This is a genomic window from Spartobacteria bacterium UBA695, assembly GCA_002298145.1.
Lineage (GTDB): Bacteria > Verrucomicrobiota > Verrucomicrobiia > Chthoniobacterales > Chthoniobacteraceae > UBA695.
The window spans coordinates 63272-85944 of record DBMP01000001.1; the positions used below are offsets into that span (position 1 = coordinate 63272).

A 22673-nucleotide genomic window follows, 5' to 3' on the forward strand; every position below is an offset into this window, starting at 1 on the left:
ATGGCCACCAACACCTGGCCGCTGGAGACGCAGATGCTGCCGCCGCTCGTGCTGCGGCCGCCGCATGGCCCGCGTCTGGTGCGGCTCCTGGTGATGGCGCTGGCGGTGCTGTTTTACCTCCCGCCCGCGGGCTGGAGCCTGATTACCAATGGCCCCGAGGGGGAGCTGGCCGGGGAGGCGCTGGCGCTCTACCCCCACGGCGGCTGGGTGCCGACGGGCGAGGTGGCTCTCCTGCACGGGCCCCTGGCGCTCTGGCTGACCCGCAGTTCGCTGAGCTTTTTCGGAGAGAGCGAATTCTCGGCACGGCTTCCCTCGGCATTGGCTGTAGTGGCGCTGATCTGGCTGACTCTGCGGATGGCGGAGCGCGCCGGGACGCTCTGGCGGGGCTGCGTGGCGGCGCTGCTGCTGTTGTGTTCGCCGGGGCTGCTGAGCGTGGGGCGCCTTCTGACGCCGATCCCGATTGCCGCGGCGCTCGTGGCCCTGACGATGGCCTGCCTGCAACGGGGCGTGCAGGACCGCCCGCACCGCCGCCGCTGGCTGGGGTGCGCCTGGGCGGCCTGGGGCTGCGCGACGCTGGCCGGGGGCTGGCGCGTGGGGCTGATCCCGCCCGGGGCGGTGATGGTGCTGGCGCTCTTTTATCCCGAGGCGCGGCTGCGGTTCGCGGGGCTTTTTTCGTGGGTGGGCGGGGCGGTCTTCGGGCTGACGGCCGGGCTGATGATCGCCTCGGGGTTCGCGCCCTGGAGCGAAAACGCGGTGCCGAATGTAACGACGCCCTGGCCCCGGCTCCTCTGGACGCAGGCGCTTTTGCTTTTCCCCTGGTCGCTAATGCTGCTACCCGCCTTTGGGGGGCTGGCGCTGCGGCTCTGGCACCTGCGCCGCCCGGCCTGGGATGAGGCGTTTCCGCTGGCCTGGCTGGCGGCCTCGGCAGCGGTGACGGCCACGGTGCCCTCGACCTTCTACGCGCTTCTGTGCTGGACCCCCTTCGCGCTCTGGGCGGCGGCTCCGCTCAATACGCTGCGTCGCAAGCCGTTCCTCTCCGGCTGCCTGACGGTGGCGATCGCGGCATGCGCGGGGCTCTACCTCACGCAGCATTTGCGCACGATCCTGCCGGTGGTCTTCCCGACCAAGGCGGAGACGCTCGCGGCCATTCCTCCCTTTCTCTGGTTCGCGGTGACGCCCTTGGCCTCGCTGGGGCTGCTCGCCTTCGCGCTGCTGGCGGCGGCGGCGTTCCTGGCCGAGTATATGCAGAACCGGCGCTTCGCGCTGCTGGCCCTTTTCGGGGCGATGATCCCGGCGGGGTTCGCCATGGCGGATATCGGCGCGAAGTTCGCCCCGTATTTTTCCGACGCGCAGCTCACCGGCTGCGTCGAGAGCGCCGGGCCGCAGCCGCTCTACTTGGACGCGAGCCGCTACCAGGCCAGCAGCCTGCTCTTTTACCTCAGCGACGACGCACGCCGCCGCCTTCAGCCCGTGCCCCCGGACCTCGCGGCCCAATGGAAGGCCCCGGCGCTGCTCATCGCGCCACGCGGACGCCTCAGTTATTGGAAAGCGACGCTGCCGGTGAAGATTAGCCCCGGGTGCGATCCGGGCGAACACCTGCCACTGGTGCCGGAGCTTTAGGGCAAAAAGCGGCGACGAAAATAGCCGCAAAAAAGCGCGAGAGGCGCAAAAACAGAGCGTTACGATCCCAAAATGTCTGCGTGGAAGCTCGCCCTATGGGTGAATCTGAAACACGCTAAAAACTCAGCGCATCTCTTTAATTTTGCGCTTTTTGCGCCTCTTTGCGGCAATCCTATTCGCGGTTTTAGGCTAACCGTTCTCCCGCTCGCTCATGGCGACCTGGGCGCGGAGCACGTCGTGGAGCGTGACGATGCCGAGCACCTTCGCGCCCGGCCCGTCGGTATCGGTGAGGACCAGGAAGCCGACGGGGGATTCGATAAAGCGGTTCTGCACTTCCTGGATGATGTCGCCAGGGCGGCAGGTAACGGCGGGAAGCCACTTCGGAGGCCGGTGGGCGGCGAGGGCAGCTTCGAGTTCCACCCGGGAGGCGAGGCCCGCGAGGGTCCCCTGCTCCACAACCGGAAAATAGCGGTAGGGATGCTCGCGGAGCACCCGGCCGAGCGCGGCCTCGGAGGCGTCGGCAATGACGACGGGCTGGAACTGGGCGATGGCCGAGATGGCCAGGCGCTGCCAGCTTTGCAAGTCGCGCGGCGGGATGAGGCGCTCCAGGTGGTGGCCGTCCTGGAGCAGCACGCCTTCGTAGAAGTTGACCCGGTTGATCGAGCGCGCAATCACCTGGCTGACCAACCCCGCCAGCATCAACCCCGGCACGAGGGCGAACTGGTGGGTCATTTCGAAGATGATCAGGATGGCCGTCACGGGCGTCTGCATCACCGCGCCCAAGCAGGCGCTCATGCCGCCCACGGCCAGAACGACGGTGTCGGCGGGGCTCAAGGCCAGGAAATGGGAGCAGACCCCGGCGAGGCACGTCCCGCACATCGCGCCAAAAAAGAGATTGGGGGCAAAGATCCCGCCTGCGCCGCCAAAGCCGTAGGAGCAGACGGAGGCGGCCAGTTTCCCGAGCAGCAGCACGCCCGCGAGCTTCCAGCCCATGCCGTGCGCCAGCGCGTCATTGAGGTCGCTATAGCCCAGCGAAAAGACCCCGAGCCGCCCCGTCGCTGCAAAAACGCCGACGCCAATGGCCCACGTAATAAGGCCCCCTCCAAGCGGCAGCAGAGCCCGAGGAATGCCATGGCCGAGGCTCAGGGTGTTGACACGGGCCCTCAAGCCCAAGGAAAAGCGCTGGAAATAGACGCCCACGAGCGCCGCCAGCCCGGCGGCTAAGGGCATCAGCAGGTAGGCGCGCCAGGTCGGCTCCCGAATGACCGCCAGCTCAAAGGCCGGTTGCGCCCCGATGATCGCGTGGACCACGAAGGCCCCGATCACCGCCGCCAGAAGCACGCCGCCGATGAAGCGGCTGTTCAAATCGCCAATAATCTCCTCCAGCACGAACGCCACCGCAGCGAGCGGGGCATTAAAAGCTGCCGCTAGGCCCGCCGCCGATCCTGCCGCATTGGCCGCCCGGTGGTGGGGCTTGGAAATGCCCAGGAAGCCCGCGACCGTCGAGGCAAGGCTGCTGCCGATCTGCACTGAGGGGCCTTCATTGCCGAGGCTCTGGCCGCCGCCAATCCCGATGACCCCCGCGGCAAACTTGAAAAATGCCACCCGCCGGGGCGCGTAGCCAAATTCCTTCCAGAACGCCAGCTTGGACTGCGGGATGCCGCTGCCGCCCGCCTCCGGGCAGAGACTGACAAGCCACCCCGCCAGGAGCGAGGTGCCGACGCTTACCGCCAGGGTGATCAGGGCAAAACGCCCCATCCCCCCCGCCGAGGGGACGCGATAAAACCAATAGTAGACCCATTCTATGGAAAGCTGAAACCCGACCGCAGCCAGGCTCCCCACTAGCCCATAAAGGCAGATGGGGAGGATCGGACGCGCACGCGCCCCGATTTTGCACAACGATTGAGCCAGCGAGTACATTACCCCACCGTAGAACCCACCAAACTCAACGTAAAGCCTTCCCCGATGCCCGGCCCCATGGCATCTTGAAATTTCCACGTTTTCAAACTAGCTTTCTCCGCCAGGGAGAACAGGAAATGCCATTCGCCCAACCACTTGAACCAACTCCCCCCAGGCCCGGCGCTGCCCGCGAAGGCAATGCATGGGAGTCGCTGGCTCGCGTGGCAAGCCACGTCGGCCTCTTCGAATGGGATCTCCCCGGGAAGCGGGTGATCCTGGATTCCTCGCGCACCACCATCTTTGGCCTGGAGGCCGACACTCCCGAATATACTATCGCCGACTGGATCAGCCATATTGTCCCGGAAGACTGGGTTCGCCTCGAAGCCCTGTTCCAGGCCTGGATGGACTCCGAACGGAAAGAAGAGCAATGGGCCTACCGCTTTATCCAGCCCAATGGCGAGACCCGGTGGATCTGTGGGCGGGGGCTCCTTTTCCGGGACGCCGAGGGGAAGCCCTTGCGGGTCATCGGAACCCATCTGGATATCACCGAGCTCCGGCGCACCGAGCAGGATGTGGAGCGCCAGAGGGCCGATTTTGAGACCATCTTCAACCTCCTCCCGGCCCAGATCTGGTACAAGGACACCCGCAACCGCATCGTCAAGGTCAACGACAAGGTCTGTAGCGACATCGGCATGCCAAGGGATGCCATCGAGGGCCATACCACCGAGGAAGTCTTCCCGAAGTTCGCGAAAGCCTATTTCAAGGACGATCTGGAAGTGATGACCTCGGGACGGCCCAAGCTGGGCATCGAAGAACAGATCAACACCGCGAGCGGCGAGATTTTGTGGATTCAGACCAACAAAGTCCCCGTCAACGACGCGGAAGGCAACGTGGTGGGCGTGCTCGCCATCGTCAATGACTTGACCGAGCACAAGCATACTGAGGAATACCTGCGCCAGGAAGCCGAGCGCAGCAAGGTGCTCCTGGAGCTTTACGACAAGGCCAAGGGGCTGACGGAAAATGAGCTCTACGAATTCGCCCTCGACCGCGCCGTGGAGCTAACGGGCAGCGAAATCGGGTTTCTCCACATCGTATCGGACGACCAAAAGACGATCGAACTCAAAACCTGGAACCAAGCGGCGCTGAAAACTTGCGCTGTAGTTTCCGACAGCCACTATTCCATCAACAAAGCGGGCAACTGGGCGGACTGTGTGCGCACGCAAAAACCGGTGGTTTACAACGACTACCCGCGTTCGCCCCACCAGAAGGGCATCCCGTCCGGCCACGCGCCCATTCACCGCTTCATGAGCGTGCCGGTCATTGATCACAACAAGGTCAGGCTCATTTTTGGCGTCGGCAACAAGGACGCCAAATACGACGACAAGGATATCATCCACATGCAGCTCGTGGCCAACGAACTGCTAAAGATCACCCAAAAACGCCGCGCCGACGAAGCGCTCAAGCTGGCCAAGGAGGCGGCGGAGGCGGCCAACAGCGCCAAGGATCAATTCCTCGCCGTGCTCAGCCACGAACTGCGCACGCCGCTCACGCCGGTCCTGGCCTCCGTCTCGGCCTTGCAGGCGCAGGAGGGCCTCTCGGAAGACCTACGAGACGACATGGACCTCATCCGGCGCAACGTGGAGATGGAGTCCAAGCTCATTGACGACTTACTGGATGTTACCAAGATCAGCCGTGGAAAAATCGAACTTCACCTGGAGGTCTTGGATATTTGCACGCTGGTGCGCACCGCGCTGGAAATCTGCCAAAAGGAAATCGAGGCCAAACACCTGGAGATTGTCACCAGCTTCCGGGCGAAATTACATCACGTGCAGGCCGACCCGACGCGGCTGCGCCAGGTGTTCTGGAACCTGATCAAGAACGCCGTCGAGTTCACGCCGGAGGGGGGCCAGATCACCCTGGATATGAGCAACGAAGGCGACCGGCTGCGCATCCGGATTACCGATACCGGCGTGGGAATCCGCCCGGAGCTGCTGCCGAAAATTTTCAACGCGTTCGAGCGGGGCGACCAGACCAAGACCCGGCGCTTTGGCGGCCTCGGCCTGGGGCTGAACATCGTCAAGACCGTCGTGGAGCTGCATCACGGCACAGTCACGGCCTTCAGCGCGGGCACGGGCTCGGGAGCGACCTTCATCGTCGATCTCCCCGCCATCGCCCCGCCGCAGGAGCCGCTCGCAACCGCTGCCCTGGCCGCGCCACACGAGCGCCCCCGCAAGATCCTTCTCGTCGACGATCACCCCGACACGCTCTCGACCCTCGCCAAGCTGCTGCGCCGCTGGGGCTACGCCGTGGTAACGGCGGACTGCGTCCACGGCGCGCTGGAGACGGCCTCCCGCGAGCCCTTCGACGTGCTGATCAGCGACCTCGGGCTGACCGACGGCAGCGGGCTCGAAATCATGCGCGGCCTACGCCACAGCGATCACATCCGAGGCATCGCCTACAGCGGCTACGGCACCGAGGAGGATATCCGCAAAAGCCGCGAGGCGGGGTTTGAGGATCACCTCGTTAAGCCGGTGAGCTTCGAGGCGCTGCGCGCAGCCGTGCAACGGATCACCTCGGCCGCGTCAACGTCCCGGCGCTGAGAAACCGCAGGCCCCGAGCGGCTCGCGATGGACGCTCACGAGGATCTTCGCGTCCGGCGGCAGCTCGCCCATCTTCACGGCGAAACGCGAACGGCCCGGAGTGCCCTGGCGTGTGGCCGGGATGGTCTTCGGGAAGAAGTCCGTAGCAACGGCGTGGATCACCTTTCCATTTCGCGTCGCGGTAATGTCCAAGTGGGTATTGGCCGCGCTGACCTCGCCCGGGCCGAAGCCTTTTTTAACGGTGCCGGAAATGTGCGTGTAGCCGTCCTCGACGCCAGCGTGGGTCTGGTAAACGACGACGCCGTTGCGCGATTCGTTTTGAACCGGGATCACTTTTTCATTCGGGCAGCTATGGTGCCCCGTGAGCATGGAAACAAAGCAGATGGTTTCTTTGAACATACGTTTATGCAGTTAAGGTTTCTTTGCGCGAATCTTTCGATGACGGATTTCTGCGACGGAACGTGGTGTAAAGCGTCGGCAGGACGATGAGCGTCAGTAGCGTATTAGATAGGATGCCGCCAATGACGACGGTGGCCAGCGGGCGCTGGACCTCGCCGCCGACGCCGACGTTAACGGCCATCGGGATGAAGCCTGCGGCAGCCACCAGCGCCGTCATAAGCACAGGCCTCAAGCGCGCGGCGCACCCTTCGCGCACGGCGGTCTCGACCGGCGCGCCGCCGTCGATGCGCTGCTTGATAAACGTGACGAGCACGAGGCCGTTGAGGATCGCCACACCGCTCAAGGCAACAAAGCCGACAGCCGCGCTGACGGTGAACGGAAGCCCTCGCAACCACAGCGCCAGGACGCCGCCCGCCGCACCGAGCGGAATGCCGCTGGCGACGATGAGAACGTCGCGGAAGGCGCCGAGGCTGAAGTAGAGCAGGATGAAGATGAGCCCGAGCGCCATGGGGACGACGAAAACCAGCTTGCGATTGGCCCGCTCCATGTTCTCAAACTGCCCGCCCCACTCGATGCTGTAGCCCTCGGGGAGCTTTACTTCGCGGGCGATTTTCTTTTGCGCCTCGGCCACGAAACCGGCCACGTCGCGGCCTTTCACGTTGCACTGCACGGTGATCCGGCGGCGGCCCCACTCGCGGTTGATGGTGGCGGGCCCTTCGGTTTCAACAATATCCGCCACGCGCGAGAGCGGCAGGACCGCGCCCGATTCGGTGGGAATGAGCGTGCTGGCAAGGGCCTCGGGGTCGCTGCGCTGCCGGTCGGGAAGCCGCACCACCAGCGGGAAGCGCCGCTCGCCCTCGCGCACCTCGCCCACTTTGTGCGAGCCGACGGCCTCGACGGCGTCGAGCACGGTACGCGTGGAGAGGCCGAGGCGGGCGGTCTTTTCCGCGTCCACCTTGATGCGCAGGACGAGCTGGCCGGTGAGCTGCTCGCCAGATATTTCGCCCGCGCCTTTGATCTTACCTAGTACGCCCTGAACGGAGGTAGAGAGCTGCTTCAAGGTCTCCAGGTCTTCGCCGGAAATCTTGATGCCGATATCGGAGCGGATGCCCGCGATCAGCTCGTTCATGCGCATTTCGATGGGCTGGCTGAAGGCCACGGTCATGCCGGGCAGCTTGGTGAAGACCTCTCTCATTTTATCGACCAGCTCGCCTTGCGTGCGCGCCTTCTTCCACTGTTCGCGCGGCTTGAGCGCGAGGAAGAAATCGGAGAGCTCGATGCCCATCGGGTCGGTGGCCACCTCGGCGGTGCCCAGGCGCGTCCAGATGTTGGCGATCTCGTCGGGGAATTCCGCGAGGAGGATTTTCTCGATCCGATCGTTGTAGGCGACGGCTTCGTCCACAGAGATGCCCGCGAGGCGGACGGTGGTGCCGACGATGGCCTGTTCGCCGAGCTTGGGGAGGAATTCACCGCCCATGCGCGAGGCGATCGCGGCGACGATGACGAGCATCCCGAGCGCGGAAAGCAGCGTGGCTTTGCGGAAACGCAATGCGCAGTTTAGGACCGGGGTGTAGGTCCGGTGGGCCAGGCGCACGAGCCACGGCTCGGTTTCCTTGATCCGCTTGGGCAGGAAGAAGCTCGCCAGCACGGGCGTGAGCGTCAAGGCCAGGACCAGCGAACCGGCTAGGGCGTAGATCATCGTCAGGGCCATCGGGCGGAACATTTTGCCCTCCACGCCTTCAAGGGCGAGGATCGGCAGAAAGACCACGAGGATAATACCGACGCCGAAGGCCACGGGCCGCGCCACTTCGAGCGAGGCGTCGCGCAGGGTTTCGGCGCGCTCCAGGAAGGTGAGCTCCCGGCTCAGGTGATGCTGCCGCTCGGCGAGCCGCCGCATGGTGTTTTCGACCATGACGACGGAGCCGTCGACGATAAGACCGAAGTCGACCGCGCCCAGGCTCAGGAGGCTCGCGGCGATGCCTGTTTGCAGCATCAGGTCGCCCGCGGCCAGCATGGAAAGCGGTATGGCCATGGCCACGATGAGCCCGGCGCGCAGGTTGCCGAGGAAGGCAAAGAGCACTGCGATGACCAGCAACGCCCCGGCGAAGAGGTTGTGCTTGACGGTCTGGATGACTTTGTCGATCAGCTCGGTGCGGTCGTAGAGGGTTTCGAGCACGACGTCTTTGGGCAAGAGCGGGCGCACTTCGGTGAGCTTGGCTTTAAGCCCGTGCGTGACGGCTGCGCTGTTCTCGCCCATCAGCATGAAGCCCAGGCCCAGCACGGCTTCGCCTTTGCCAGCCGCCGTGACCGCGCCGCGCCGGATCTCGTGATCCTCTTTGACTTCCGCCACGTCGCGCACGCGTACTGGCACGCCACCCCGGGCGTCGATGACGATGTCGCCGATCTCCGCCAGGTTCGTGGCCAGGCCGATGCCGTGGACGAGGAGGGACTCTCCGTTGCGCACGACCTGGCCGCCGCCGACGTTGCGGTTGTTGTTGCGCAGCGCATCAAATAAATGATCCAGTGTGAGGTTATATTTTACCAGTCGATGCGGATCGACGACGACGTGGAACTGTTTTTCAAACCCGCCCCACGTGTTGACCTCGGCCACGCCGGGGACTTTGCGCAGCTGCGGCTTGACGACCCAGTCGTTGAGTTCGCGCAGGCTTACCAGCGTGCGCTTGGGGTCGTCGGAGCGGATGACGTAGTGGAAGACCTCGCCCAAGCCCGTGGAGATTGGGCCGAGCTCCGGGCGCGCCAGGCCCTCGGGCAGTTCCACGCTTTGCAGCCGCTCGTTGATGAGCTGGCGGGCAAGGTAGATATTCGTACGATCCTCGAAGGTGGCGACGACTTGCGAGAGGCCAAATTTCGAGATCGAACGGACGTTTTGCAGCCCTGGCAGGCCGCTGACGGCAAGCTCGATAGGGATGGTAATTTGGCGTTCCGCTTCCTCGGGGTTGAGCGAGGGGACGGCGGTATTGATCTGCACCTGCACGGGCGTGGTGTCCGGGAAGGCGTCCACGGGCAGGTTGACGATCGAGCGGCCGCCGATGGCGACCAGCAGCGCCGCCAGCACGCAGACGAGCAGGCGGTTCTTGAGCGAGGCTCGGATGATCCAGTTTAGCATGGATGAAAAAAGAGAGGGTTAATCATCCGCGCAACCTGCGCCGAGATGGGAGATGAGGAGTTGCGATTTCAAGGGGAAGCCGTGGGCGACGACGACGGGCTCGCCGGGCTTAAGACCTTCGAGCAGTTCTACGCGACCGTCGAACCGCGCGCCGAGCTTGACGGCGCGGGCGTCAAAGAGGTCCGCCTCTTTTTGAACGAAGACCATCGGGTTGCCATCGACGCGCTGGATGGCCGACTCGGGCACCAGCACGGCCCGCTCGTTGCTCGGCAAAAGGATGCGCGCCTTGGCGAAGAAATTCGCCTTGAGCAGCCGCTCGGGGTTGGGCACCTCGACTCTGAGGCGCGCCATGCGGGTGCGGTCGTCGACTTCCGAGCCGACCCACGTGACTTTGCCTTTAAAGACGCGTTCGCCGAGGGCCTCGACGCGAAGCTCCACCTCCTGCCCCACGCGCACCCGCGCCAGGGCAGATTCCGGCACGGAGGCCAGGGCCCACATGGTGGAGCAATCCGCCACGGTGAAGAGCTGCTTGCCCGCCTCGACCATCGCGCCGCGCACGGCGGAACGCTCGACGACCTCGCCGCCAAAGGGGGCACGCAGGGGAAGCATGACCGATTCGCGCCGCCGGTTATCCATGGCGGCGATCTGCTCCTCGGTGAACCCGAGCGTTTGCATCAGCTGGCTGGCGGCCTGGAGGGCGGCCTCGGCTTCCTGGAGGTCTTTTTCGGAGGTGGCTTTCAGCGCCCGCAGCTTCTGCTCGCGCAGGAGGGCCTGGCGCGCCAGGACGGCCTTGGAGGAGGCTTCGGCAATGGACGCCGACCAGAGCCGCGCCACGCTTTGCTTCTCCTGCACGGCGTGGCCGAGATCGACCTCGACGCTTTCGATGATCCCGCTCACGGGGGCGACGATGCGCGCCAGTTTGTTTTGATCGAAAGCGATTTCTGCGTAGCACTCAATCGTATCTCGGGCCGCGCCCAACTCCGCCTTGGCGACTTTGACGCCGACGAGGTTCGCCGAATCGGGCGAAGGCAGCCGCAGCTTGGCCGATTCGCCAGGCTTGAGCTTGCCGAGCCCCTCGGGCTTGCAGATGCCGCATTCATGGGCGAGGACGTTGTGTTCGGGGCAGATCTTGCCCTCGCCCGCCGTGGCCTCGGCCGCGTGGGAGTGGCCAGCGTGTTCGCCGTGGCCGTGGCCATCGTCGTCGTCATGGCCGGAGCCGCTCCGGGAGCACCCGGCGGGCAGCGCGGCGAGCGCAGCCAGCGATAATGCGGCGAATGTTTTAAGAAAAAGAGGTTTCATGAATCAGGAGAGCGTTAAAGTTTGCCCAGCAAGGCTTCGAGATCGGCCTGGGCGGTGTTGAGTTCCAGAAGTTTTTGTTGGTAACCGATCCGCGCGTCCATGGCGGTGCGCTGGATTTCGAGCAGATCGATGAGTTCGTATTTCCCTTCGTCAAAGCCCGCCTGCATCCGCTCCAGAGCTTCGTTGGCTTTGGGCAGGATTTGCTCGCGGTAGGTTTTGGCCTGGGCCGAGGCGGTGCGCAGACGGGCGGCGGCGGAGCTCCATTCGCGGGTAAGCCGCAGCCGGATGGCCTCGGCTTGCGCTTGGGCGGAGGCGAGGTTGGCCCGGGCTTCGCGACGCTTGCCGCTGGCATCGTCGAAGATCGGCAGAGGGATGCCGAGCTGCACTTGGCCGATGGCCGCGTTGGTCTCCGCCTCGCGGCCCGCGCTGGCTCCGACGGTGACATCCGGGTAGACCTCCAGGCGGGCCCGGCGGACTTCCAGCTGCGCCCGATGGACGCCGGTTTGCGCCGCCTTGCCGCTCGGGTGGCAGGCAAAGAGCGCGGCGGGGTCGCGGCTCAGCAGCGCGGGGTTCGCGCTCTCGGCCAAGGCCCCTTCGACTACGGCTTCGCGCAGGTCCGGGCGGCCCAGCAGGGCGGCCAGGGTGCGCTGGGCGATGGCGAGATCCCTCCCGGCATCGGCCAGCTCCATCCGGGCTTTTTCCAGCGGGATGGCGGCGCGCAGACTGACGTCTTCAGGTACGGCTCCGGCGTCCACGCGCTTCTTGGCGGCGGTGGCCAGGCGCTCGGCGGATTGGACCATGCCGGTCTCCTCACCCAGCAGGTTGCGGGCGGCCAGGACCTGGAAAAAGGCGACCTTGGCGGCGCGAGCGGTCTCGGCGCGGCGAAGCTCCAGCTCGGCTTGCGAGAGGCGCACTCCGGCGGCGCCGATCTCGCGTTCGAGGCGTTTTTTGCCGGGGAAGGGGACGGTCTGGGAGACCCCTCCCAGGCGTTTGGATGACGCCCAGCCGGAGCTTCTCAGCGGCCAGTCCTCCAGGCTGAGTTGCAGCTCGGGGTTGGACCACCGGCCCGCCTGGTCGGCCTGGCCCCGGGCGGCCTCCAGCTTGCCTGCGGTGGCGCGCAGGTCGGGTTCCCGCTCCAGGGCCAGCCGGACGGCTTCCGGCAGGGTGAGCGTGGCGGCGTCAAGTCTGCTGGCGCATATTATACTCAGCATCAGCAGCTTACGTGTTATCGAAAGAGCACTAAAAGACCATATAGTTTTGGGAATAGCAGAATAGCAAGACACAGATCCTCCTCGGTGTGGAGATTACGAATAGGAAGCCCCCGGGCCGATAGGGCACGGGACGTCGTTCGGCAGAAAAAAGCCGGACCGGCGCTAAGCTTTGGGAGGATTGAAGATCGAAACCGCCACCAGACGCGCGTTGGGCTCGATCCTTACGGCGATGCGTTCGAGGGGCCGCTCGACCGGTTTGACGACCAGCGGCTTGGTATCGGACACGGCCGGGGAATGACAGCAGCAAGTGTGGAACCCGGCGGGCATGGACGCCTCGTCCAAGCACCCGAGATCGAGTGCGCAATGAGCCCAACCAAAAACAAACGCCACGGCCATCAGCAGGGCGAGAAGTTGGGTTCGGAGGAATCGCATCGCGGGGAAATTGCGCGAAGAAACGCCGCGGCGCAAGCGGAAAGATTGGCAGCCTTTGTTTTTGCAATGCGGTAACATTTTGCCCCCTCCTTTCCGCTCCCGGGCGGTGTTCACGATTACTCGCTGGCATGGTTGCTGCGCTGGGCCTCTCGCAGCCGTTGCTCGTCCTCCGGCGTCAGCCGCGGCCGCTCGATACGGATGGTTAGCTTGCCGAGGGTGCCCGTGAAGCGGAAGGGAATCTGGTAATCGCGGTCGTCCACCGGGGTGCCGGTGTCGGCTCCGACGTCGAAGGATTCGTCCCACTGAAGCAGGAGCGGGATGGTGCGCGCCATGTGGTGGGCGGCGACCTCCGTGCCGTCGACTTTCAGAACGCCCGGGCCGCCCCGGCCCAATCCGCTGGTGCTGTTAAAGGCAAGCGTGCCCATGCCCAAGCCTTCGTATTTGAAGTCGAACTCGACGGTGTGTTTGCCGGGAGCGAGCACTTGCGGCCCCTCCCAGCGCTCGCGCTTGAGGTCCAGGAGATTCCACAGAAACACCGGCTTGCCTCTGAGCAGGTAGAACCCCCATCCGCCAAACCGTCCCCCCTGCGTGGCGAGGATGCCCTCCGCGCCGCCCTGGTGCACCTCGATTTCGGCGCGGATGGTGTACGAAGCCGCGATCAAGCTCGGCGCGTCGCCCATGGGGATGCCGGTCAGCTCACCGGAGTAGGTGAATTCATCCCGGCCCGCCGTTACGCTCGGCCGGGGGGCGATGGCTCGCGTTGCGATGGTATTATCCAGTGGGAATACCTGGTGTTTGTAGGCTTCCTCGACGAAAATTTCCTGCAACTCCTTGAGCTTCTCCGGGTGGGCCGCCGCCACGTCTTCGCTCTGCGTCCAGTCGTTGCGCAGGTCGTAGAGCTCCCACTGGTAGCTATTCATGACGTCGGGGTTGGGGGTGGCCGTCATTTTCCACGGCGGGCTGATCGGCCGGGTGTTGGCATACCAGCCGTCGTGATAGATACCCCGGTTACCGAACATTTCAAAATACTGCGTATGATGTTGTGTGGGGGCGTCGGCGTTGGCGAGATCAAAGGTGTACGCCAGGCTCACGCCCTCAATGGGCCATTGTTTGACGCCGTTGACGGTCTCCGGAGCGGGGATTTTACACACCTCCAGGATGGTCGGCACGATGTCGATGACGTGGCTGAACTGGTTGCGAATACCGCCCGCGCCCTCGATGTGGCCGGGCCAGGCGATGCACATGCCCTGCCGGGTGCCGCCGAAGTGCGACGCCACCTGCTTGGTCCACTTAAAGGGCGTGTCAAAGGCCCACGTCCAGCCCACGGCCATGTGGTTGTAGGTGCGGTCCGATCCCCAGAGGTCGTAGAAATACTTGAGCTGCTCCGCCACTGGCACCTCAACGTTGTTGAATTGCGCCACTTCGTTGGGCGTGCCGTTGGGCGACCCCTCGGGGCTCGATCCGTTGTCGCCGCTGATGTAGACGATCAGCGTGTCGTTGAGTTTGCCGAGATCCTCCACGGCCTGGATGACCCGCCCGATCTCGTGATCGGTATAGGCGAGGTAGGCAGCGTAGACTTCCACCTGCCGGATGAAGAGCTTTTTTTCCTCCGCGCTCAGGCTCTCCCATTCGCGCAGCAGCTCCTTTGGCCACGGGGTCAGCCGGGCGTTTTGCGGAATGACGCCGAGGCGCTTTTGGTTGGCGAAGATCGTTTCGCGCAATTGGTTCCAGCCGTTGTCGAAAAGGTGCAGTTCGTGGATTTTCGCGATCCACTCGGGCGTGGGATGATGCGGCGCGTGCGTGCCACCGGGAACGTAGTAGACAAAGAACGGTTTGCGCGAATCCACCTCGTTGAGCATTTTGAGGTGCGCAATGGCTTCGTCGGCCATGGCGGTCGTCAGGTTCCATGCCGGTTTACCAACGTAGGGGTAAATCGCTGTGGTATTACGAAATAGGTTTGGCTGCCACTGGCTGGTATCCCCACCCACAAAGCCGTAGAAATAATCGAAGCCCATCCCGACAGGCCATTGCTTGAAAGGCCCGGCCTGGCTCGCCTGGAAGGCCGGGGTGTTGTGGTCTTTGCCAAACCACGACGTGGCATAGCCGTTCTGCTGGAGGATGGTTCCGAGGGTCGCCTTGTCATCGGTGAGGATCGAATCGTAACCGGGGAAGCCCGTGGCCACTTCGGTGACGACGCCAAAACCCGCGGTGTGATGGTTGCGCCCGGTAATCAGCGCCGCTCGCGTCGGCGAGGAAAGCGCGGTGGAACAAAACTGGGTGTAGCGCAGCCCCATCTGCGCCACGCGATCCAATGCGGGCGTGGGAATGACGCCCCCGAAGGTGCCCGGCGCGCCAAAGCCGACGTCGTCGGTCATGATGAGCAGAATGTTGGGCGCGCCCTTGGGAGGGACGATGGTGGGCGGCCAATAGGGCGTGGACTGGAAGGCGTTTTCTTTGATCACCCCGCCGAACGGCGCGGGGGGGGCCGGAAGGCGGCGACCGTCAAGGGTAGTCGTGGCGCTTGGCGAACCGGCCGTTCCGGTGATTTGCTGAGCACGAGCGGGCACCGCCGCCAAAACAAACGGGATCACCGCGGACAGCAAAATCGTCGGTCTCATTCAGGTCCTCCTTATTTCCAGCCACAGACCCTATCGGCAGCGCGGCGGCGCGCGGACTCCCCCTCGTCGCCTCGGGCGTTCCACGGTTGCCCACCCGGCGATTCTTGCGGCGGGCGGCGGCCGCTGACGCGAATAGGAAGTGGCATTTTGCCCCACACTCCATGACCTCATCCAAACCCCTGATCCTCCTGCTCGCGCTCGCATCCGCCCTCCCCGGCAGAGCAGGCGACAAAGCAACCCTCGAACCGGGCCCGGCCGAACCCAACCCCGATTCGTGGACCTTCAAACTGGCTAGCCCCATCTGGCTGGCCTCGGCCTGGGGCACAACAGGCCGAGGCGGCAAAGACGCCCACGTGGACTTAAGCGCCACCACCATCCTCAGGCACGTCACCTTCACCACCTCGCTCAGCGCCGAAGTCAGGAAAGACCGCCTGGGCATCTACGCCGACTATCTCTACCTCGGCGACCAGGCGGGCGTCTACACCCCCGGCCTCGTTTCCAAGCTGGACCTCCGATTCACGGAAACCATTGCCGACCTGGACGCCAGCTGGCGCGTCATCGAAACGCCCCGCGGCTGGGTCGATCTCCTCGCCGGGATGCGCTACATGAACATCTACTCCCGGCTCCAATTGCATCCCGACAACGCCGACATCGACTCGACCAGCGTACGCCTGGTGGACACCGCCCTCGCCGACGTCGAGCGGACCCTCGACAAAGCGCTCCGGGGAGTGCTCGACGGGAAAAACCCGACCCTGCCCGTGCCCCCACTGACCAGCGGCCTCGAACAAAAGATCGTCGACGCCGTCCGGGCCGCCAAGCAAGACCCCGAGCTCGCGGCAGCCATCGCCTCGGGCATCCGAGAGCGAATCGCCGCAGCGAAGGCAAGAGTTGCCAGCAACATCGCGCAAATCCTCCGGCGCAACCTGAGCCGCGCCTTCAGCCTCAACCAAGACTGGCTCGACCCGTACCTCGGCCTGCGAGCCCGCTACAACCTCACCCCGGCCCTTTACGTCACCGCCAAGGCCGACGTGGGCGGCTTCAGCGCCGGTTCGCGGGTAAGCGTGGAAGCCATCGGCGCGATCGGGTATCAAATTACACGCAATATTTGGGCCGAAGCCGGCTACAAATACCTCTACGTCGACTACCACCACGACACCTTCACCTACGACATCTCCAACGGAGGCGCCCTCGTCACCATCGGCGTAAATTTCTAGACTCCAAGAGCCGCGGAGCCCGCGAAACGAACCGCCTGTCGATCCGCGCCCTTCAGGGACATCGTTTGGCACCAAAATACCGTTGCGGGAGGAAGATGAAGCTGGCAGGATAACCCCGCAAAACGTTAACGGAAGGGCGAGAGCCGAAGGAGGATTTCCGGCAACCTTTTGCAGGACTCGGAGGCGTGAAAACACATCAGCCTCTTGTTTCCAAGCAGCGGTCCCCGTAGTTCAACGGATAGAACGGAGGTTTCCTAAACCTTAGATGCGAGTTCGATTCTCACCGGGGACATTCTTCTTGAGGAGCTAGTTTCCGGTTCCTGACCATTCATCGGGAAGCCCCTCACCCCACAAGCGGGCGTTTTTGCCATTGCCCCAGGAGGCTCTTCTTGAAATCGTCGGGCATGAAACGGATCACTCTGCTTCTCCTCGCTGCGGCTGTTCTGTCCGCAATGGAGTCGGGTTGCTCCACCAGGTGCTTCCGTCGCGTCGCGGTTTCTTGCTCCCCCTCTTATCAACGGGTCGTCCTCGCTGACGTTGAAGGCTGCTGGATTTCCGAATACATCGCCGAAGGCCCCGTTACCGAAACGTGTAGCGGCGTTTGCTTTCGCGCCATGCAACGCCGCATTTTCAGACCCTGCGTGCTGACCTTCAAGTATCCCCTCGGCCGCCCTGTGATTGTCCAGGGTAGCAACATCATTGTCACCCCGGCCAATAAACCACTCTGGCTTTGCCAAATGGGTAACGCTCTACCTCCGGAAAACCAATGTCTAAAGGCAACAACAAACCGTTTATGCCAAAAGTAATCAGGCGGGCAAACAACGGAGCGGCGGCCGCTCTATCTCCTCTTCTTCAGCCAGAATGTCAGCGCGGGCTCGAAGCAGATGCCGCTGAGGTCCTCGACTTTCTCCCGGAAATAGCGCTCGGCGTCGGCCACGCCTTTGTTGTACGCAAGGGGCGCAATCTCTTTCATGATGTACGCTAGCAGAAACTTGGCGTGCATTTCGCTAAGGTCGGTTTCCAATTCTTCCCGAAAATATTTCTGGATCGACGGGACGATTTCGCTGATTTCCTGTTTGTTGAGGTCGATGCCCATGGCTTAAAAAACTACTCCGGCGAGCGCTCCCAGAAGGCCCGGAAGGCGCGGGACCAGTCGCGCTGCAATACGCTCTCGCGCGCGGCTTGCGCCATTCTTTTGCGCAACGGCTCGTCTTCGACCAGCCGCCGCACGGCGCGGGTGAAGTCCTCGATATCGAGGCTGCGCGTGACGTATCCGGTAACACCTTCCACTACCAGCTCCTTCGGTCCCCCGGTATCGGAGACCACGGTCGGCAGGCCTGCCGCGTGGGCCTCGATCACGACGTTGCCGTAGGTGTCGGTGGTGCTCGGAAATAGGAAAACATCGGCGGAGGCGTAGGCTGTGGCCAGCTCCGCTCCGGCAAGCGCGCCGGTGAAGCACGCTTTCGGCAGGGCCCGCTCCAGGTCCTTCAAATACGGCCCGTCGCCCACGAAGACCATCTGCACGGGGGCTTTCTCTTTCTCCAAAGCCCGGACGGCGCCGACGATGACGTCGAGGTCCTTTTCCTTGGAGACGCGCCCGACGTAGAGCAGCACGAGCTTGCCCTTCCATTTTCCGTAGCGCTCCCAGAAATGCGGATCCCGCCGCTGGGGATGGAAAAGCTCGATATCGAGCCCGCGCGGCAGGATGGCGATACGCTCGGGTAATACTCCACGGTCGATCCACGCCTGGCGGTAGGCGCCGCTGTTGACGTAAAGGAGATCGAGCTGGCTGTAGAACCCGTGCATATATTTCCACGTGAGGGTCTCCAGAAAGCTGTCGTCGGTGAGGATGCGCACGTACTGCGGGAAGTCGGTATGATAAATTCCTACTGCACGCAAGCCGAGGAGCTTGGCGGCCAGGAGTGCGGTGAGGCCGACGGGGCCGGGGGTACTGATGATGAGCTCGCTGAAGCCCTCGCGCGCAATGTAGTCGAGCATCTCCAGGATGGGCGGGAAGCTCAGCTTTTGCAGCTCGTACTCGGGCAGTTCGAATTCGCCAATGGGGGCGAAATTCTTGAGCGGGATGCCCGTTACGTGCGTCTCGGCCCGCGAGGTGACGACGACGAGCTGCTCTCCGGCGGCCACGCCCGCGGCGGTCATTTTGCGGATGGTGGTGGCGACGCCGTTGACGTCTTCGAGGGTGTCGGTGAACCAGGCGCGCTTGCGGTTGCGCAGCTCGGGCGGGATCTCTCCCGCAATGCGCTGGCACATTTCGCGCAGAAGGGGGCGGGGTGGCGACTGCGTCTGAAAGGCGTAGATGTACGGGCTCACAGTGAGGAACAGCGGCCCGAGGATGCTGATTTCCTGGATGGCCTCGATCAGGTTGCCGGAGGAAATCTGCTGGACGAATTTCGTAAAGAAGCGGAACGCGAGGCGGCTCACGAGCAGGTTGGCCATCAGGAAGGCGCGGCGCTCGGGCTCTTCGACGCCCGCGGTCTGCCGCGCCATGAGGTGCTTTAGGTCGGCGTCAGCAAACGCGGCGGCCATTTTTTTCCAGAGCGAGGCGTGGGCCGGTTTGGCGAGCTCGAAAATCTTCCCGGAGACGATGCCCTGGGTTAGCAGGCCGATTTTCTCGGAGACGGTGAACTCCGTCGGATCGCGCCCTTCCATGAAGCGGGAGAAGACCTTCGCCACGAGGCCGTGGGAGGATTCGCTGCTCATGAATTTGTCGCGGGCGAAGGAGTAAATGGTGTTGTAGAGCCCGTGAGAGAGAGCGAGCGGGGTGCCGCCCCGGCCCGAGGGTTCGCAGCGACCCTGAGCAACGTGGGCGAGGAATTCGCAGGGCGTGGCGGCGTCGGGCGTGGTGGTCCAGGCGCACCCGGGGAAAAGCCCGCCGTGGTCGTCGGAGCCGCCGACGAGGATTTTTTTCCATGCCTGGGGGTGCGTCGGGGCGAGGCTGTGGCGGTTGGCCAATTCGTCGATTTTCTCCGGGGTGAGGCGGGAGAGGAGGTACTCTGTCACCGTCCCGAGGAGCGCATGGCGCAGGCCGTTAAGGCCCTCGAAGTGGCGGAAAAGGAGGATCAGTTTTTCGACGTTCCCGGCGCTAAGGCGGTCGTCGAGGCGGTAGAGCGGGTGGGCCACGGCGTGGACGATGCCCGCCTGCGCGAGATAACGCTGGAGGTCGTAAATATTCTCTCGCGCGGCCTGGATCTCGCGGTGCTGCGCCTCGGTGATCCCCCAGGCGAGGAGCTCGACGCGCGCCCGGTCTTCGGGGAACTGGGTGGTGATTTGCTCGCTGATAAATACACCCGGCTGATCGGCGATCGTGAGCACGCCGTCGATGCGGTTGTGGTCGGTCAGCGTGACGAACGTGCGGCCCGCCTCGCGCAGCCGCCGATAGAGCTCGCGGGGGTCCGAGGTGCTGTCGGGGAAGTCGATCCGCCGAAAGACCCATTCCGCCGAGCGGGCGCTGTAACGGGAATGGAGATGGAGATCGGCGGTGGCGGCCATGGTCTTTATTTTTTAACAGGATTCCCGGGTTTGAAAATGATTTACGGGGGCCGAATCGGGCCCGGCTGGCTCCGTGCGGAATCGGGGGTTGTAGAACCGGCTGCCTATAGTAATCTTTGCCTAGCCCCAGCCCTCCAAAGACGCCGCATACGCCCTTGACGCCCTCATCCCCTTCCCCATCGCTCGAACCGACGGTGGCCGTCCATCAGCTCCCCGACCGGCTTGATTCTCTGCATGCCCTGCGGGGTTTCGCGGCGCTGATGGTCGTTTTTTATCACTGGCAGTTCTTCGTGGGCGAGAAGGTGGCCCGCATTCCGTTTGTGCAAAGCGAACAGCCGTTCTACGGGCTCCTCTGGCCCGCCTATGGCTACGGGGGGATGGCCGTGGATTTCTTTTTCTCCCTCTCGGGCTTCATTTTTTACTGGCTCAATGCAGCGCGGATCGCCCGGGGGGGGATGTCGCCAGGGAAATTCTTTGTCCTGCGGTGCTCGCGGCTCTACCCGCTCCACTTTGCCACGCTCTGGCTGGTGTTGATCCTCCAGAGCGTGATCTGGATGCGCTTCGGGCAATACGCCATCTGCAACGTGAACGACTTTCCCCACTTCGTACTGCACCTGTTTTTCGCCTCCAACTGGTTTGAGAAAAGCAGCTGGTCCTTCAACACGCCGGTCTGGTCGGTCTCTGTCGAATGCGTGCTCTACGCGGTCTTTTTCGTCGTCTGTGCCCGGAACTGGCGGCGCTGGTGGCACCTTCTGGCGCTCGCCCTGGCCGGATACGTGCTGGAGACCTCCCCCATTGGTCTGATCGGCCGGGGGATGTTCTCCTTTTTCCTCGGGGCCAGCGCTTATTATTTGCTGACGTATTTGCAAAGCCGCCGCATCGCCCTCCGGCCCTGGGCTGCCGCGCTGACCTTGGTCGCCGTCTGGGCAGTGGTCATCCCGGCCTCCAAACACTTCCCCCTCTACCACCTTTACCGCGAGACTCTGGGCAACCACCTGCTGGTGGCGGGCCGGGACGTCATCGGCTTCGTGCTCCTGGCCATCTCGGGCCATCTTTTCGAGATCGTCGCCTTCCCCGCCACGCTCTTTTGCATGGCGTCCATCGAAAGCGCCCACCCCGGGTGTTGCCGCCGGGTCGCCTTCATGGGCGACCTGAGCTACTCCATCTACCTGCTCCATCTGCCGCTCATGATGCTCTTCGTCGCGGGAGCCTGGGAGACGGGGCTACAAGGGGCCCGGTGCTACTCGCCCGCCCTGCTGCTGCTCTACCTGGCGATCCTCCTGCCGCTCGCCTGGGCCAGCTACCGCTACTGGGAACGCCCCGCGCAGGAGTGGATGCGGGCTCTTTTAACGGGCAAAAAACCCGCCGCTCGGGGAAAGCCGGAGACGACTAGCGCGCCGCCGACGGCACCTTAAAATCAGAACGCGTCACGGCTTCGTGCGCGATGTGGCGAAGGGTCTTGGCCGTCTCGGGGTCGAGCTTGGCCGGGACGTAGTTCACGGCCTCGACATTCTCGCCAAAGAGCAGCTCGTACCAGACCGCCGCGCCGAGGTATTCGCCGTTCTCGTTGGCGTGGATGTTCTCCGGGAGGTTCACCACCAGCCCCTGCGCGCGGGCCGCCTGGAAGGCATCGCCCACGGGCAGCACCCGGAAGCCATTCTCCCGGGCGAGCTTGCCATAAGCCGCCTTGAGGCCCTTGTACATCGTCTGTTGGTCGAGCGCCACCGGTTTGCCTTGGTTAAACTTCACCAACGCGTCGTCACCATAGGCCCAGGTCTCCTGGACTACGATTTCGGCGCTCGGGGCGTTTTTCTTAATGTACCCAATGAGCGTCCCGGCGAAAGGCTGGTAGGTCTCGGGCTTGTAGCTCTTGTGGCTGACCTGCTGGATCGTCACCACGTCCCAGGGCTCCGCTTCCAGGGCTTCTTTCAGGGAAAAATCCTTCTTTTCGCCCGTCCTGGGGTCGGCGCGCTGCTTGTAGGCGTGCCCCTTGGGGTCGTTCGGGTCGGCCTCGAAGGCCTGGAGGTAGCCGACATGCTGTTCCAGCGAGTGGCCACCGAGGTTCGCTTTAAAGAGGATCAACTTCTTGCCGCCCGCCTTGGCGAAGGCCGGGAGTAAATTCGTGGGGTTGTCGGCGAAGCTGTTGCCGACGGTGAGCAGCTTAAGCTCCGCGCGGGGCGTGGGCGAGGCGGCGGGATCGGCGGCCCGCAGGCTAAAGGGAGCCAAGGCAATGCAGACAAACGCAAAACGAACAAGCAGGGAGGAGTGCATAAAAAGTAGAGGGAAACCCGAAAACTGACTCCAAAATCGGACGCATTGCAAGCCATTCTCTCCCCGTTCGCCCTAGGCCTTAGGGCGACTCGGGCCCGGCCGAAACCAGCTCCGCGTGCGGCTTTCAGAGGAGAGGCAAAAGATTTTGATTGCGCCACAGCCCAGACCCGGTATGTTTTCCATCCCTTTTCCGGCCATGAAAGCAGACATTCATCCCAACTACAGCGAGACCACGATCACGTGCGCGTGCGGCAAGGTCTATCACACCCGTTCCACCCGCCGCGACATCAAGGTCGGCATTTGTGCCGCCTGTCATCCGTTCTTCACGGGTGAGCAGAAGTTCGTGGATACCGCAGGGCGTATCGAGAAGTTCGCCCGCCGCTACGGCACAGTTGCCCGCCGCAAGTAGCCATCCAGTCGTAATTTTCGAAACGGTGACGCGCCTTTATAGCCGCGCGTCACCGTTTCTTTTT

General features: G+C 63.7%; 15 protein-coding genes and 1 tRNA gene. 6 read left to right on the top strand and 10 right to left on the bottom strand.

From position 1 onward, the window contains the following. On the top strand, positions 1-1620 hold the full coding sequence (locus B2828_RS00310; RefSeq protein WP_479631676.1) for an ArnT family glycosyltransferase: 1620 nt from the start codon (positions 1-3) through the stop codon (positions 1618-1620). 189 nt (positions 1621-1809) lie between these two features. Here B2828_RS00310 and B2828_RS00315 read toward each other — a convergent pair whose 3' ends face one another. Further along, on the bottom strand, positions 1810-3540 hold the full coding sequence (locus tag B2828_RS00315; protein ID WP_479631677.1) for a chloride channel protein: 1731 nt from the start codon (positions 3538-3540) through the stop codon (positions 1810-1812). Between the two features lie 116 nt (positions 3541-3656). Here B2828_RS00315 and B2828_RS00320 point away from each other — a divergent pair, with 116 nt between their 5' ends. Then, a complete protein-coding gene (locus B2828_RS00320) occupies positions 3657-6119 on the top strand; it encodes a hybrid sensor histidine kinase/response regulator (protein WP_479631678.1) in 2463 nt (820 codons plus the stop codon). On the opposite strand, the gene B2828_RS00325 is transcribed toward B2828_RS00320, so the two are convergent. The 6 genes from B2828_RS00325 to B2828_RS00350 all read right to left on the bottom strand — a co-directional run bounded on the left by B2828_RS00325 (position 6102) and on the right by B2828_RS00350 (position 15205). Next, the gene (locus B2828_RS00325; protein WP_479631679.1) at positions 6102-6518 is read right to left on the bottom strand and encodes a hypothetical protein; all 417 of its coding nucleotides are present in this window, start codon (positions 6516-6518) and stop codon (positions 6102-6104) included. The two genes, B2828_RS00320 and B2828_RS00325, sit on opposite strands and share 18 nt — an antisense overlap. Positions 6519-6522: 4 nt before the next feature. Further along, the gene (locus B2828_RS00330; RefSeq protein ID WP_479631680.1) at positions 6523-9645 is read right to left on the bottom strand and encodes an efflux RND transporter permease subunit; all 3123 of its coding nucleotides are present in this window, start codon (positions 9643-9645) and stop codon (positions 6523-6525) included. An 18-nt stretch (positions 9646-9663) separates the two neighbouring features. Further along, positions 9664-10944 (bottom strand): efflux RND transporter periplasmic adaptor subunit, encoded by a 1281-nt coding sequence (locus B2828_RS00335; protein WP_479631681.1) that lies wholly within the window; start codon positions 10942-10944, stop codon positions 9664-9666. A gap of 14 nt (positions 10945-10958) precedes the next feature. Beyond that, positions 10959-12155, bottom strand: a complete 1197-nt coding sequence (locus B2828_RS00340; protein ID WP_479631682.1) for a TolC family protein — start codon at positions 12153-12155, stop codon at positions 10959-10961. A 162-nt stretch (positions 12156-12317) separates the two neighbouring features. Continuing rightward, on the bottom strand, positions 12318-12587 hold the full coding sequence (locus B2828_RS00345; RefSeq protein ID WP_479631683.1) for a hypothetical protein: 270 nt from the start codon (positions 12585-12587) through the stop codon (positions 12318-12320). A gap of 116 nt (positions 12588-12703) precedes the next feature. Continuing rightward, entirely contained in the window at positions 12704-15205 is a 2502-nt protein-coding gene (locus B2828_RS00350; RefSeq protein ID WP_479631684.1) for an arylsulfatase, read from the bottom strand. A 161-nt stretch (positions 15206-15366) separates the two neighbouring features. Between B2828_RS00350 and B2828_RS00355 the strand changes: the two genes are divergently transcribed. Then, entirely contained in the window at positions 15367-16419 is a 1053-nt protein-coding gene (locus tag B2828_RS00355; protein WP_479631685.1) for an opacity family porin, read from the top strand. A 220-nt stretch (positions 16420-16639) separates the two neighbouring features. Next, a tRNA-Arg gene (locus B2828_RS00360) sits at positions 16640-16711 on the top strand. 546 nt (positions 16712-17257) lie between these two features. Here the strand turns inward: B2828_RS00360 and B2828_RS00365 are convergent. Both B2828_RS00365 and B2828_RS00370 read right to left on the bottom strand, forming a co-directional pair. Further along, positions 17258-17515, bottom strand: a complete 258-nt coding sequence (locus B2828_RS00365) for a DUF2164 domain-containing protein (RefSeq protein WP_479631686.1) — start codon at positions 17513-17515, stop codon at positions 17258-17260. An 11-nt stretch (positions 17516-17526) separates the two neighbouring features. Further along, positions 17527-19929 (bottom strand): glycosyltransferase, encoded by a 2403-nt coding sequence (locus B2828_RS00370; protein ID WP_479631687.1) that lies wholly within the window; start codon positions 19927-19929, stop codon positions 17527-17529. A gap of 155 nt (positions 19930-20084) precedes the next feature. Here B2828_RS00370 and B2828_RS00375 point away from each other — a divergent pair, with 155 nt between their 5' ends. Further along, entirely contained in the window at positions 20085-21344 is a 1260-nt protein-coding gene (locus tag B2828_RS00375; protein ID WP_479631688.1) for an acyltransferase family protein, read from the top strand. On the opposite strand, the gene B2828_RS00380 is transcribed toward B2828_RS00375, so the two are convergent. Continuing rightward, positions 21319-22200 carry a DUF4886 domain-containing protein gene (locus B2828_RS00380; RefSeq protein ID WP_479631689.1) on the bottom strand — a complete coding sequence of 294 codons (882 nt, stop codon included), beginning with the start codon at positions 22198-22200 and terminating at the stop codon, positions 21319-21321. The two genes, B2828_RS00375 and B2828_RS00380, sit on opposite strands and share 26 nt — an antisense overlap. 196 nt (positions 22201-22396) lie before the next feature. On the opposite strand from B2828_RS00380, the gene rpmE reads away from it, so the two are divergent. After that, on the top strand, positions 22397-22609 hold the full coding sequence (gene rpmE / locus B2828_RS00385) for a 50S ribosomal protein L31 (RefSeq protein WP_479631756.1): 213 nt from the start codon (positions 22397-22399) through the stop codon (positions 22607-22609). Positions 22610-22673: the final 64 nt, after the last annotated feature.